Origin of the sequence: Vibrio sp. SS-MA-C1-2, from assembly GCF_021513135.1 — a bacterium.
GTDB lineage: Bacteria > Pseudomonadota > Gammaproteobacteria > Enterobacterales > Vibrionaceae.
Map to the genome: position 1 here is coordinate 2,886,797 of NZ_CP090981.1, position 13,368 is coordinate 2,900,164.

A 13,368-nucleotide genomic window follows, 5' to 3' on the forward strand; every position below is an offset into this window, starting at 1 on the left:
TTATCCCTTCTTCTTAACTAATGTTTTAACCCAAGGACGATGTCCTTCTCGAACTAAAATTTCATTTCTAAAGTTCACTAACATTACCCAACCAAAGAACATAGCAAAAGCTAAAATATTCAGTAATAGTGGCCATAACATATCCCCACTAATTGAAGGCTGATCAAATTTAGTTATGGTTGCACCTTGGTGTAATGTATTCCACCACTCAACTGAGAAGTGAATAATCGGTAAATTAATGACGCCAACTAATGCTAAAATGCTTGCTGCTTTAGTTGCCGTTTTATGGTTATCAAATGCATTATAAAGTGCAATCACACCAAAATAGAGGAAAAGTAGAATAAGTTCAGAGGTTAAACGAGCATCCCAAACCCACCAAGCTCCCCACATAGGCTTGCCCCATATCGCACCCGTTAATAGCGCAATAAAAGTATAAACAGCACCAATTGGCGCCATCGCTATCGCAGCCATACTTGAGAGTTTTAGCTGCCAGACCAAGCCAATAAATGCAGCAATTGCCATCGACATATAAACACCCATAGACCAAATCGCCGATGGTACATGAATATAAATCAGTCTAAAGCTATCGCCTTGTTGATAGTCTGAAGGCGCAAAAGCTAATCCCCAGATCGTCCCTGTAAATAGTGACACAATAGCTAAGACGGCAAACCACGGTATCAATTTACCGCAAAGGTTATAGGTCTTTTCTGCTTGTGCATAAGGGTGAAGCCACTTCCACATTACAATACCCACTTAAAAGTTAAAAAATAAAAGAAATAAATAAAAGAAATAATTTTAATTAACACTGACTCTTAATGCTGCAGAAACAGCAAATGGAGAAAGTGTAACTGCTGCTGTTAACATCGCGCCTAGAATCGCTAATTGGCCATTCATTGCCATTCCTAAATCCGCCGCTTCTATGGCTGATGTGGCAAAAATTAAAATCGGGATATAAAGCGGAAGAACAAGTAAACTAAGCAGTACGCCACCTTTTCTTAATCCAACAGTCAATGCAACCCCAATCGCACCAAGAAAGCTCAGGGTCGGTGTACCTAACAGAAGCGTTAATACAACCGCAAACCAGACATTAAAGCTTAAAGAGAGCAAAACGGCCAGTAATGGACTAATTAACAGTAAAGGTAATCCCGTTAACATCCAATGAGCAAAAATCTTAGCAAAAACAATGACAGGGAGAGGAACAGGCATTAACATCATCTGTTCAAGTGATCCATCCATGTAATCGTCACGAAAAAGTCGCTCTAATGACAATAGTGATGCAAGCAATGCCGCAACCCATACAATACCGGGAGCAATACGACTTAATAAATTTGATTCAGGACCAATCGCAAGTGGGAAAAGGGTGATAACAATCAAAAAGAACCACAATGGATTAAATATTTCAGCCTGTTTTCGATACGCAATTGTCAATTCGCGTCGAATAATTTGTCCGATAGCTCCGATCATGACACATTCCCTAAAATGATCTTTCTTAATCTTGGATTATCAATAAACATATCTTGATGAGTCGTAAGGATAACAATACCACCGTTATCTGCATGCGCCATAAAGAGCTCTTCGAGTACAGCAACCCCTTGTTTATCAATTGCCGTTAATGGCTCATCTAAAATCCATAATATTTGTTCACTTAACCATAAACGAGCTAAACCAACTCGACGTTGTTGACCTGCTGATAATTGTCCTGCTGGAATATCTTCACGTCCAGCTAATCCAACTTTAGCTAAAGCTTGCCAAATCTTATCCTCATCTTTTTTGGCATGTAATGATTGAATGAAAGCTAAATTCTCAAACGCTGTCAATTCTGCTTTCACTCCAGAGTGATGTCCAAGAAAAAGAAGATCTTGATGAAATTCTTCTCTTGCAGATTGAATACGTTCACCACACCAATAGATTTCTCCTTCATCCGCCGGAGCTAATCCCGTTAAAATTCGCAATAGACTGGTTTTCCCTGCTCCATTAGGTCCTTCAACTTGAATAAGTTCCCCTTTAGTGACAGAAAATGAGAGTTCATCAAATAAAACCCTTTCATCACGAATACAACTAAGATTTTTAACATCCAACATAATAAAGACAACTATCCAATATAATCTTATAAGTTATAAATATTAGCATACGCAAATTGTTGACTGATAGCTTTGTGTTCACTATTAATATCAATTTACAAAGAAATGGGACAAAGTATGTTTCAAATCACACTTTCACCATCTTGGTATAAATAAGCACTCAAAAAACCAAGTAAACACCTTGTCACTAATGTTACCGGCAAGTAAATCAACTGGTACCTATTTAGATATAATAAATTCACCCTACTATTTACAGGGTATTAATAAGCATAAGAAATAAAAATAACTCTAAATAGGTAGTTTAATTCCCTCAATTTTACAACTTATATCTATGATTCATTATTAGATTAGATCATTAATTAAGTTTTATCATAACTCTTTTATTCAATTGATATTTTAGATAGAATAAATATCAATGTCTCTATCGATTAACAGGATAAATCCCAGACCTCCTAAGTCTGTGCTCCAGGTTCGAGTCCTGGTGGGGACGCCATTCTTTCTTCGTTTACATAATAACTAATCGTGTATGAAAAAATCACGATGAGCACCTGCATAGCGATCATTCAGAGAAACATCATCACCATCATACAATTCACCACCGCTATTATGACCAGATGACGAACCACTCTTCAGAAGAAACTGAATAATAAAATTTGATATATATGGAGTTGCTAGTAGGCGACAAGTAAGTGAGGCTCCATGGGTATTAACTAACAGCGAGTGAACGCAGTCAACAGCCTAACAGCTTCAAGTATGAAGAGTATAAAATAAAAAAGATCGTTAACTGATTAAGTTAACGATCTTTTTTATTTTATTAGTGACCAGAATTAATAAACGCTACATTCACCTAATGGTCTGTTTTTAAAACGACGATGAATCCACATATATTGCTCTGGAGCTAAATTAATCAAACTCTCATTCAGTTTATTTATTGCCACTGCATGCTCTTCTGCCGAATTACAAATAATATCTGTCAAGGGATCACTAATTTCCATTTTGTAATGCCCATCCGATTTCCTAATAAAAGAAACAGAAACAACTAAACTGTTAGAAATCCGCTGTAGATCTCTTATTGTTGTAATGGTACATGCTTCTACATTATAAAAAGGTGCAAAAGCACTGCCTTTTTTATTACCATAATCTTGATCGGCAGCAAACCAAAGCGTTTGTCCACCTTTCAATGTCTTAATCATAGTGCGTACATCTTTACGATTAATTAATTTCAGATTACTTTTTGTTCGACCTTTAACTTGTAAATGTTCAACAAAAGCTTTCTTGTTTGCACGATATACTCCGCTAATATCCGCTTGAATAGACAGGGCTCTAATGGCCATTTCCATGTGAACGGTATGAACACCCAGTAGAATAATACCACGTTGCTCTTTTTGCAGCTCTATCAGCTTCTCTAAGCCCTCAATTGTCACATTTTTAGATATTTGCTTATCATTCCAACTCCAAGCTCTCATTGTCTCTAAAATTGCAATGCCGGTATTATCAATATTTTTATTAACTAGTATTTCTCTCTCAACTTCAGACCACTCAGGAAAGCAAAGATCACAATTCTTTTTAATAATACTTCTGCGATCTTTTAACATGGGAAATATCTTTCTCCCAATAAATTTACCCAGATGCTCTTGCCAAATTAATGGAAAACTGGAAATTAATTTTAATAATAGTAAAGTCAAATTAACTTTAATTTTCACTTTACTATCTTGATGATGACTATTCATTTTATTATTGCCACTTATTTATAGGCTTATACACTAGAGTATACAACCTAACCCTATAAATACCGATAGCAAAAATAAGAAAAACTGATATAAATAATAAATTTAAATTATTAGTAATTATAAAACATGATTAAACAACAAAAGCATTAACAAGAATCAATTAAAACAAACAATAAACATAAAAAATAAAGATAAACAAAATCAATTAATGCTAAAAAATATTTATTTATAACTTATATCTAACAAACCATTCATATACAATATAAATACGACAAATAGAATTGAATTATTTAAAAAAGACTTTTTATCTGATATTCATCCTTAAAATAATTGAAGTAACTAGTAAGCGATACGTGAATAAGTCTCATATATATGAGTTACTAGTCGATGGTTAGTGAGTGAGACCGATGAATATAGGTGTTATATATAATCGAGACAAACAAAGCCAAAAACCTAACAATTTCAAGTAAGAAGAAGATTCATGCATACTAAATAACATAAATTAAGCAACTGGGATTCTTATTCAAATAATCAAGACTAAAAGCCAAGATAGCAGATAGTCAGTATAAAGTTTTTTAATAGATGAACATTCGTAATATCTAAAGATCCGTTATTATTTATTAACTGAAGTCTAAATCAGAAACACTTTAATTTACCAAAACGCAAAAAACCCAGCCAAAGGCTGGGTTCTTTACTGTCCGCTATTGCAGAACTGGTTTGCTTTCAGATTTTAAAATCTAAAGACAGAATTTGAAGCCTGGCGATGACCTACTCTCACATGGGGAGACCCCACACTACCATCGGCGCGATTGTGTTTCACTTCTGAGTTCGGAATGGAGTCAGGTGGGTCCACAATGCTATGGTCGCCAAGCAAATTTTGTTGTTAACCGCGAATATTCGCGTTTAACGAAATTTGGAAAGTCTGATAATTAACTTTTTTGTTTAAGTAATAATATTCTCAATACTTCATTCAAGTATCTTTTGACTCGTCGAGTCGTATTCTTTTGAGTCCATCAAAACCCTTTGGGTGTTGTATGGTTAAGCCTCACGGGCAATTAGTACAGGTTAGCTCAACGTATCGCTACGCTTACACACCCTGCCTATCAACGTTCTAGTCTCGAACAACCCTTTAGGACACTTATAGTGCCAGGGAAGACTCATCTCAGGGCTCGCTTCCCGCTTAGATGCTTTCAGCGGTTATCGATTCCGAACTTAGCTACCGGGCAATGCCATTGGCATGACAACCCGAACACCAGTGGTTCGTCCACTCCGGTCCTCTCGTACTAGGAGCAGCCCCCTTCAATCTTCCAACGCCCACGGCAGATAGGGACCGAACTGTCTCACGACGTTCTAAACCCAGCTCGCGTACCACTTTAAATGGCGAACAGCCATACCCTTGGGACCGACTTCAGCCCCAGGATGTGATGAGCCGACATCGAGGTGCCAAACACCGCCGTCGATATGAACTCTTGGGCGGTATCAGCCTGTTATCCCCGGAGTACCTTTTATCCGTTGAGCGATGGCCCTTCCATTCAGAACCACCGGATCACTATGACCTGCTTTCGCACCTGCTCGAATTGTCATTCTCGCAGTCAAGCGGGCTTATGCCATTGCACTAACCTCACGATGTCCGACCGTGATTAGCCCACCTTCGTGCTCCTCCGTTACTCTTTGGGAGGAGACCGCCCCAGTCAAACTACCCACCAGGCACTGTCCGCAATCCCGATTAGGGACCAACGTTAGAACATCAAGCATACAAGGGTGGTATTTCAAGGTTGACTCCACCGCATCTGGCGACGCGGTTTCAAAGTCTCCCACCTATCCTACACATGTAGGGTCAATGTTCAGTGCCAAGCTGTAGTAAAGGTTCACGGGGTCTTTCCGTCTAGCCGCGGGTACACAGCATCTTCACTGCGATTTCAATTTCACTGAGTCTCGGGTGGAGACAGCGTGGCCATCATTACGCCATTCGTGCAGGTCGGAACTTACCCGACAAGGAATTTCGCTACCTTAGGACCGTTATAGTTACGGCCGCCGTTTACCGGGGCTTCGATCAAGAGCTTCTCCGAAGATAACCCCATCAATTAACCTTCCGGCACCGGGCAGGCGTCACACCGTATACGTCATCTTTCGATTTTGCACAGTGCTGTGTTTTTAATAAACAGTTGCAGCCACCTGGTATCTGCGACTGCCAGCAGCTTAGGGAGCAAGTCCCATCACCGCCGGCAGCGTACCTTCTCCCGAAGTTACGGTACCATTTTGCCTAGTTCCTTCACCCGAGTTCTCTCAAGCGCCTTGGTATTCTCTACCCGACCACCTGTGTCGGTTTGGGGTACGATTTCTTACGACCTGAAGCTTAGAGGCTTTTCCTGGAAGCATGGCATCAATGACTTCACTACCTTAGTAGCTCGACATCGTGTCTCAGCGTTAAAAAAGGTCCGGATTTACCTAAACCTTCCGCCTACGCACTTGAACCTGGATAACCATCACCAGGCCCACCTAGCCTTCTCCGTCCCCCCATCGCAGTCGTAAAAAGTACGGGAATATTAACCCGTTTCCCATCGATTACGCTTCTCAGCCTCATCTTAGGGGTCGACTCACCCTGCCCCGATTAACGTTGGACAGGAACCCTTGGTCTTCCGGCGAGGGGGCTTTTCACCCCCTTTATCGTTACTCATGTCAGCATTCGCACTTCTGATACGTCCAGCATACCTCTCGATACACCTTCAACCGCTTACAGAACGCTCCCCTACCCAATATAGCAAGCTATATTGCCGTAGCTTCGGTGTGTGATTTAGCCCCGTTACATCTTCCGCGCAGGCCGACTCGACCAGTGAGCTATTACGCTTTCTTTAAATGATGGCTGCTTCTAAGCCAACATCCTGGCTGTCTGAGCCTTCCCACATCGTTTCCCACTTAATCACAACTTTGGGACCTTAGCTGACGGTCTGGGTTGTTTCCCTCTCCACGACGGACGTTAGCACCCGCCGTGTGTCTCCCGGATATTACTTACTGGTATTCGGAGTTTGCAAAGGGTTGGTAAGTCGGGATGACCCCCTAGCCTTAACAGTGCTCTACCCCCAGTAGTATTCGTCCGAGGCGCTACCTAAATAGCTTTCGGGGAGAACCAGCTATCTCCGAGTTTGATTGGCCTTTCACCCCTAGCCACAAGTCATCCGCTAATTTTTCAACATTAGTCGGTTCGGTCCTCCAGTTGATGTTACTCAACCTTCAACCTGCCCATGGCTAGATCACTCGGTTTCGGGTCTATATCCAGAGACTGTGTCGCCCAGTTAAGACTCGGTTTCCCTACGGCTCCCCTAAACGGTTAACCTTGCCACTGAATATAAGTCGCTGACCCATTATACAAAAGGTACGCAGTCACCCCATAAAAGAGGCTCCCACTGCTTGTACGTATACGGTTTCAGGTTCTATTTCACTCCCCTCACAGGGGTTCTTTTCGCCTTTCCCTCACGGTACTGGTTCACTATCGGTCAGTCAGGAGTATTTAGCCTTGGAGGATGGTCCCCCCATGTTCAGACAGGATACCACGTGTCCCGTCCTACTCGATTTCACTTAATTAGACTCTTCGGCTACGGGGCTATCACCCTCTATCGCCACGCTTTCCAGCGTGTTCACCTAACTCTAACTATGCTTAAGGGCTAATCCGAGTTCGCTCGCCGCTACTGTCGGAATCTCAATTGATTTCTTTTCCTTCGGGTACTTAGATGTTTCAGTTCCCCGAGTTTGCCTCCTATAGCTATGAATTCACTATAGGATACCTAGCTTATGCTAAGTGGGTTTCCCCATTCGGACATGGTTGGTTAATAACGCTTCTTACCAGCTCACCAACCCTTTTCGCAGGTTAGCACGTCCTTCATCGCCTCTGACTGCCAAGGCATCCACCGTATACGCTTAGTCACTTAACCATACAACCCGAAAGGGTCTTTATGTATGATACAAATTTGCCTTCACTTTTAAAAAGTGAAAACAAAAAGCAACCAAGGTTTTTGATTGTTGATAATCAACAGGGTAATGTTAATTATCGTTTGCCGGACTCAATATAGAATTAACATCAATGATGTTAATTTGAATACAAGACACTTGAATGTGTATTGTGTTGAGAACTCGTTTATTCTTTCGAATAAACAATTATTACTTTTCAACTTATTAATGATTAAAAAATCACTAACGAGTTTACTAGTCAGCTTTCCAAATTGTTAAAGAGCATAATCTTTTGCAAGATTTTAGTGATAAAAAAACCACTTCCTAAAAGCTCTATCCTAAAGCTTTTAGAAAGTGGTGGAGCTATGCGGGATCGAACCGCAGACCTCCTGCGTGCAAGGCAGGCGCTCTCCCAGCTGAGCTATAACCCCTTTATCATCTCTACTACATATTAATCTTATTCAATCTGTGTGGGTACTCATCACGAAATATCAAATCGTTAAGGAGGTGATCCAGCCCCAGGTTCCCCTAGGGCTACCTTGTTACGACTTCACCCCAGTCATGAACCACACCGTGGTAAACGCCCTCCCCGAAAGGTTAAGCTATCTACTTCTGGTGCAGCCCACTCCCATGGTGTGACGGGCGGTGTGTACAAGGCCCGGGAACGTATTCACCGTGGCATTCTGATCCACGATTACTAGCGATTCCGACTTCATGGAGTCGAGTTGCAGACTCCAATCCGGACTACGACGCACTTTTTGGGATTCGCTCACTATCGCTAGCTTGCAGCCCTCTGTATGCGCCATTGTAGCACGTGTGTAGCCCTACTCGTAAGGGCCATGATGACTTGACGTCGTCCCCACCTTCCTCCGGTTTATCACCGGCAGTCTCCCTGGAGTTCCCACCATTACGTGCTGGCAAACAAGGATAAGGGTTGCGCTCGTTGCGGGACTTAACCCAACATTTCACAACACGAGCTGACGACAGCCATGCAGCACCTGTCTTACAGTTCCCGAAGGCACACCTGCGTCTCCGCTGGCTTCTGTAGATGTCAAGAGTAGGTAAGGTTCTTCGCGTTGCATCGAATTAAACCACATGCTCCACCGCTTGTGCGGGCCCCCGTCAATTCATTTGAGTTTTAATCTTGCGACCGTACTCCCCAGGCGGTCTACTTAACGCGTTAGCTCCGAAAGCCACGGCTCAAGGCCACAACCTTCAAGTAGACATCGTTTACGGCGTGGACTACCGGGGTATCTAATCCCGTTTGCTACCCACGCTTTCGCATCTGAGCGTCAGTCTTTGTCCAGGGGGCCGCCTTCGCCACTGGTATTCCTTCAGATCTCTACGCATTTCACCGCTACACCTGAAATTCTACCCCCCTCTACAAGACTCTAGCCTACCAGTTTCAAATGACCTTCCGGAGTTGAGCTCCGGGCTTTCACATCTGACTTAATAGGCCGCCTGCATGCGCTTTACGCCCAGTAATTCCGATTAACGCTCGCACCCTCCGTATTACCGCGGCTGCTGGCACGGAGTTAGCCGGTGCTTCTTCTGCAGCTAACGTCAAGTGGCAAGCGTATTAAGCTTACCACCTTCCTCACTGCTGAAAGTACTTTACAACCCTAAGGCCTTCTTCATACACGCGGCATGGCTGCATCAGGCTTTCGCCCATTGTGCAATATTCCCCACTGCTGCCTCCCGTAGGAGTCTGGACCGTGTCTCAGTTCCAGTGTGGCTGATCATCCTCTCAGACCAGCTAGGGATCGTCGCCTTGGTGAGCCATTACCTCACCAACTAGCTAATCCCACTTGGGCGTATCTTAATGCGCAAGGCCCGAAGGTCCCCTGCTTTGCTCCGTAGAGAATTATGCGGTATTAGCTATCGTTTCCAATAGTTATCCCCCTCATTAAGGCAACTTCCCAAGCATTACTCACCCGTCCGCCGCTCGTCAGCAGAGTAGCAAGCTACTCTCTGTTACCGCTCGACTTGCATGTGTTAGGCCTGCCGCCAGCGTTCAATCTGAGCCATGATCAAACTCTTCAATTAAAGTTTTGTTGTTTCTTTCGAAACGGCTCAACGAATACTGACTTCAAAACTAATTCTTTATAAATAAAGAATGTAATCTTAAAGCTACTATCATTCCAACAGAATGATAGTGAATTGACTGTGCCAGTATAATTCATAATAAATTATGTCTTACACTGTATTGGTCACTCAGTTCATTGAGTAATCTTTTTGTTGATTCTCGATAACGAGTGCCCACACAGATTGAATAAGTTAAATTGTTAAAGAGCATTGACATCGCAGTTGTTATCGCTAACAGTTGCGAAGCAAGGAGCCGTATAATACAGTTCCCTAATTTTAAGTCAACAATTAATTTCAATTATTTGATAAATAATAAAAAGAAACAAATTGTTGACCACCCTCGTTCGAAGGTTGTCACTTCAAAATCTAAAAATAGAATTTGGAGCGTGCAGCGGGAATCGAACCCGCATCATCAGCTTGGAAGGCTGAGGTAATAGCCATTATACGATGCACGCAAATAATGGTGCCGACTACCGGAGTCGAACTGGTGACCTACTGATTACAAGTCAGTTGCTCTACCTACTGAGCTAAGTCGGCACAATATTTGTTTTCGTTATCCAAGTTTAAAAACTCAAACAACTGAATGTGGCGGAGAGATAGGGATTTGAACCCTAGAAGGGCTACAAACCCTTGCCGGTTTTCAAGACCGGTGCTTTCGACCACTCAGCCATCTCTCCAACGCCGCTGATACTAAGGTAGTGCCGTTCTAATGTAAAGTACTTTTTTCTCAACCGAATAATAAATAGACTATTTTTGTGTTTTTTTTTGTTTTCGACTTGTATTCGTCTATTTTGTAAACGATAAGTGCTATTTTTCTATTAATCCGAACCAAAGAATCGACCAAGTCTAACTAGCTTTACATAAAAAAGTATATTTCATTATGACAGAGGGAATCACTAGAATCTGTTATCTATAACCAAAATTAATTGGAGTTGATAGTAGGCGGTAAGTGAATGAGGCCCCATGAGTATAAGAGTACTATATGATTGGGGCGAATGAATACAGCCAACAACCTAGCAACTTCAAGTAAGAAAGGTATAATTGCTTTACAGTACATCAAAAGATTAGCAAGGAGATAAACAGTGACTCAAGAAAATAATCCTCTACATGGTATTACATTAAAAAAGATAGTAACGGAACTGGTTGAACATTATGGTTGGGAAGAATTGGGGTATCGAATTAATATACGCTGTTTCACCCAAGATCCCAGTATCAACTCGAGTCTTAAGTTTTTACGTAAAACAGATTGGGCAAGAACAAAAGTAGAAGAGCTCTACCTTGATATGACTCGAACAAAATAGAATAACTCCTTTTATTCCTCCGTACCTGAACACTTCAATTTGAGTAATCATAACAGTGGTAATAAAAGGAGTTAATAAAATTAAATGATAGAAAAATTGAATACCTAGTGACTTTCAAATGCTAATGCTTTCTTCTCTAGTATTCTAAAGAGTAAAGTGAGTAAGCCATTTACGATAAGATAAAACCCACCAGCAACTGCAAATACCGTCAAAGTGTCATAAGTTTGTGCATTAATACGCTGTGCAAATCCCATGATATCCATAATTGTGATAGTACTTGCTAAAGATGTCCCTTTAAAAACTAAAATTACTTCATTTGAATAGGCAGGAATTGCACGACGTATCGCAAAAGGTAATAAAATTCTTAATGTATTCCACTGCCCCATACCAAGAGATCTGCACGCTTCCCATTGTCCAGATGCAATACTATTAAATGCACCTTTAAATAATTGAGTACTATATGCTGCGGTATTAAGTGCCAATGCCAACATCGCACACGCCCATGGCTGACTCAGCCAAGACCATAAGATACTTTCACGAATCACTTCAAATTGACCAGGTCCATAATAGATCAAGAAAATCTGGACTAATAATGGTGTTCCGGTAAATACGGTAATGATCGCTTTTGTAAATAAAGATAATACTGGAATACGAGTCACCAGTACCATTGTCATCAGAATCGCAAGAATACCGCCTACGATTAATGAAGAAAAACTCAAAATCAAACTGGTTTGTAAGCCACCAACCATTTGCCAAAAATGGACTTCATTCATAATTAGTTACCATGCCCTGGAATGGCCAGTTTCTTATTCATTTGGTCAATCAATTTTTGACTGACAAGGCTAATCACAAGATATATTACTGCTACGCCTGCATACCAATTAAAACTTTGGTGAGTCACTGCTGCGGTTAACTGAGCTTGCTTTAAAAGTTCGGTAACACCAATTAATGAAACCAATGCCGTATCTTTTAATAAGACTAACCATTGATTAGTTAAACCCGGTAATGCATGAATTGCTGCTTGCGGAGCAATAATGCGCCATGAAGTATAAGCTCGACCAATACCGAGAGCAGTTGCAGCTTCGACCTGCCCTTTTGATACTGCTTTTAATGCACCTCGGATAGTTTGTGATGCATAAGAGGCAAAAATAAGCGCTAAAGCGATAGTTCCTGATAGAAATGGGCTGATCTCAACAAACTCTCCAGTGATATAGAAGATAATTTGACTCGATCCAAAAAAGATAAATAAAACGACCAATAACTCAGGTAGACCGCGTAATAAAGTGACAAAAATAGTCGTTGGCCATGCAATCATTTTAAACTTATTGGTTTCACCTAATGTAAAGATGATAGAGAGAATTAACCCTAACGCTAAGCTAGCAACGGCTAGCTGAATAGTCATCCAACTAGCTTGTACCAATAATAAACCGTAGCCTGATTCAAATGACATCATTTACTTAGCAAAATACGTATTAAAAATTTCTTGGTAGGTGCCATCTTTTTTAACAGCCACTAATGCTTTGTTTAGTTGCCCCAATAGCTCAGTATTATCTTTACCTACTGCAATGCCAAAACCATTACCAAAATACTGTTTGTCTGTTACTGGTTGACCCACGGTTGATACATCTGCATCTTTTTTCACCCAATCCGCAATCACCGCTGTATCACCAAATACGGCATTAATACGTCCTGTTTTCATGTCCATGAATGCATCTTGATAACTACCGTAAGGAACTGGCGTTACATCTGGCATCTTATCTAATAGATAACTTTGGTGAGTAGAGCCATTTTGTACACCTACTCGTTTACCTTTTAATTGCTCTGCATTTGTCAGTGTTTTGTCACTAGCAACAAAAATAGCGGCATTATCATAATAAGGCGCAGTAAAACTCACTTGTTGGCTACGGGCTTCGGTAATATCCATTGCTGAGATAGCGGCATCATAACGATGAAACTTAAGGGCAGGAATTAAGCTATCAAAAGCTTGATTATGAAAACTACATTTAGCATCTAGTTCTTTACAAAGCGCATTCGCAAGATCAACATCAAAACCCTGAATTTGGTTATTTTGATCGATATACTCAAAAGGAGCATAAGTCGCTTCCATTACAAAGCTAATCTCTTGCTGTTTAGCTGCTACTTGAAATGATGTTACTGCTAGTACTAAGGCAATTAATTTTTTATTCAACATAATATCGATTCCATTATTAATTATTATAAATTGTT

The 13,368-nt window shown here is 41.1% G+C and carries 8 protein-coding genes, 5 tRNA genes and 3 rRNA genes; 2 read left to right on the top strand and 14 right to left on the bottom strand.

Annotated elements, in window-relative coordinates:
- Genes L0B53_RS17365 through ccmA form a run of 3 tightly spaced genes read right to left on the bottom strand, consistent with a single transcriptional unit; the run spans position 1 to position 2,081 of the window.
- Positions 1 to 741 (bottom strand): heme ABC transporter permease, encoded by a 741-nt coding sequence (locus L0B53_RS17365; RefSeq protein ID WP_235060842.1) that lies wholly within the window; start codon positions 739 to 741, stop codon positions 1 to 3.
- Positions 742 to 795: 54 nt separating this feature from the next.
- Complete coding sequence (ccmB, locus tag L0B53_RS17370) at positions 796 to 1,464, bottom strand: heme exporter protein CcmB (RefSeq protein WP_235060843.1); 669 nt, start codon at positions 1,462 to 1,464, stop codon at positions 796 to 798.
- Positions 1,461 to 2,081: a cytochrome c biogenesis heme-transporting ATPase CcmA gene (ccmA, locus tag L0B53_RS17375; RefSeq protein ID WP_235060844.1), complete on the bottom strand. Its 621-nt coding sequence runs from the start codon at positions 2,079 to 2,081 to the stop codon at positions 1,461 to 1,463. Before ccmA ends, ccmB begins: the two co-directional genes overlap by 4 nt.
- A gap of 417 nt (positions 2,082 to 2,498) precedes the next feature.
- On the opposite strand from ccmA, the gene L0B53_RS17380 reads away from it, so the two are divergent.
- Positions 2,499 to 2,574 (top strand) — tRNA-Arg (locus L0B53_RS17380).
- A gap of 334 nt (positions 2,575 to 2,908) precedes the next feature.
- On the opposite strand, the gene lpxL is transcribed toward L0B53_RS17380, so the two are convergent.
- The 8 genes from lpxL to L0B53_RS17420 all read right to left on the bottom strand — a co-directional run bounded on the left by lpxL (position 2,909) and on the right by L0B53_RS17420 (position 10,518).
- Positions 2,909 to 3,811: an LpxL/LpxP family Kdo(2)-lipid IV(A) lauroyl/palmitoleoyl acyltransferase gene (gene lpxL, locus L0B53_RS17385; protein WP_235060845.1), complete on the bottom strand. Its 903-nt coding sequence runs from the start codon at positions 3,809 to 3,811 to the stop codon at positions 2,909 to 2,911.
- 755 nt (positions 3,812 to 4,566) lie between these two features.
- Positions 4,567 to 4,682 (bottom strand): 5S ribosomal RNA (gene rrf, locus L0B53_RS17390).
- Positions 4,683 to 4,845: 163 nt separating this feature from the next.
- A 23S ribosomal RNA gene (locus L0B53_RS17395) occupies positions 4,846 to 7,740 on the bottom strand.
- Between the two features lie 371 nt (positions 7,741 to 8,111).
- Positions 8,112 to 8,187: transfer RNA gene (locus L0B53_RS17400), tRNA-Ala, on the bottom strand.
- A gap of 69 nt (positions 8,188 to 8,256) precedes the next feature.
- Positions 8,257 to 9,802, bottom strand: a 16S ribosomal RNA gene (locus tag L0B53_RS17405).
- Together the 16S, 23S and 5S rRNA genes with 4 tRNA genes alongside form the textbook arrangement of a ribosomal RNA operon.
- Positions 9,803 to 10,221: 419 nt before the next feature.
- Positions 10,222 to 10,296: transfer RNA gene (locus L0B53_RS17410), tRNA-Gly, on the bottom strand.
- 6 nt (positions 10,297 to 10,302) lie between these two features.
- Positions 10,303 to 10,378, bottom strand: a tRNA-Thr gene (locus L0B53_RS17415).
- A 49-nt stretch (positions 10,379 to 10,427) separates the two neighbouring features.
- Positions 10,428 to 10,518, bottom strand: a tRNA-Ser gene (locus L0B53_RS17420).
- 405 nt (positions 10,519 to 10,923) lie between these two features.
- Here L0B53_RS17420 and L0B53_RS17425 point away from each other — a divergent pair.
- Complete coding sequence (locus L0B53_RS17425; RefSeq protein ID WP_235060846.1) at positions 10,924 to 11,142, top strand: VF530 family DNA-binding protein; 219 nt, start codon at positions 10,924 to 10,926, stop codon at positions 11,140 to 11,142.
- 104 nt (positions 11,143 to 11,246) lie between these two features.
- Here L0B53_RS17425 and artM read toward each other — a convergent pair whose 3' ends face one another.
- The 3 genes from artM to L0B53_RS17440 are packed head-to-tail and all read right to left on the bottom strand — an operon-like array spanning position 11,247 to position 13,330.
- Entirely contained in the window at positions 11,247 to 11,915 is a 669-nt protein-coding gene (gene artM / locus L0B53_RS17430; RefSeq protein ID WP_235060847.1) for an arginine ABC transporter permease ArtM, read from the bottom strand.
- A gap of 2 nt (positions 11,916 to 11,917) precedes the next feature.
- Complete coding sequence (artQ, locus tag L0B53_RS17435; RefSeq protein ID WP_235062289.1) at positions 11,918 to 12,592, bottom strand: arginine ABC transporter permease ArtQ; 675 nt, start codon at positions 12,590 to 12,592, stop codon at positions 11,918 to 11,920.
- A 3-nt stretch (positions 12,593 to 12,595) separates the two neighbouring features.
- On the bottom strand, positions 12,596 to 13,330 hold the full coding sequence (locus tag L0B53_RS17440; RefSeq protein WP_235062290.1) for an arginine ABC transporter substrate-binding protein: 735 nt from the start codon (positions 13,328 to 13,330) through the stop codon (positions 12,596 to 12,598).
- Between the last annotated feature and the right edge of the window lie 38 nt (positions 13,331 to 13,368).

Excerpts from the sequence above, each read along its gene's own strand:
- L0B53_RS17365 (WP_235060842.1), bottom strand. The coding sequence starts at position 741 with ATGTGGAAGTGGCTTCACCCTTATGCACAAGCAGAAAAGACCTATAAC.
- ccmB (WP_235060843.1), bottom strand. The coding sequence starts at position 1,464 with ATGATCGGAGCTATCGGACAAATTATTCGACGCGAATTGACAATTGCG.
- ccmA (WP_235060844.1), bottom strand. The coding sequence starts at position 2,081 with ATGTTGGATGTTAAAAATCTTAGTTGTATTCGTGATGAAAGGGTTTTA.
- lpxL (WP_235060845.1), bottom strand. The coding sequence starts at position 3,811 with ATGAATAGTCATCATCAAGATAGTAAAGTGAAAATTAAAGTTAATTTG.
- artM (WP_235060847.1), bottom strand. The coding sequence starts at position 11,915 with ATGAATGAAGTCCATTTTTGGCAAATGGTTGGTGGCTTACAAACCAGT.
- artQ (WP_235062289.1), bottom strand. The coding sequence starts at position 12,592 with ATGTCATTTGAATCAGGCTACGGTTTATTATTGGTACAAGCTAGTTGG.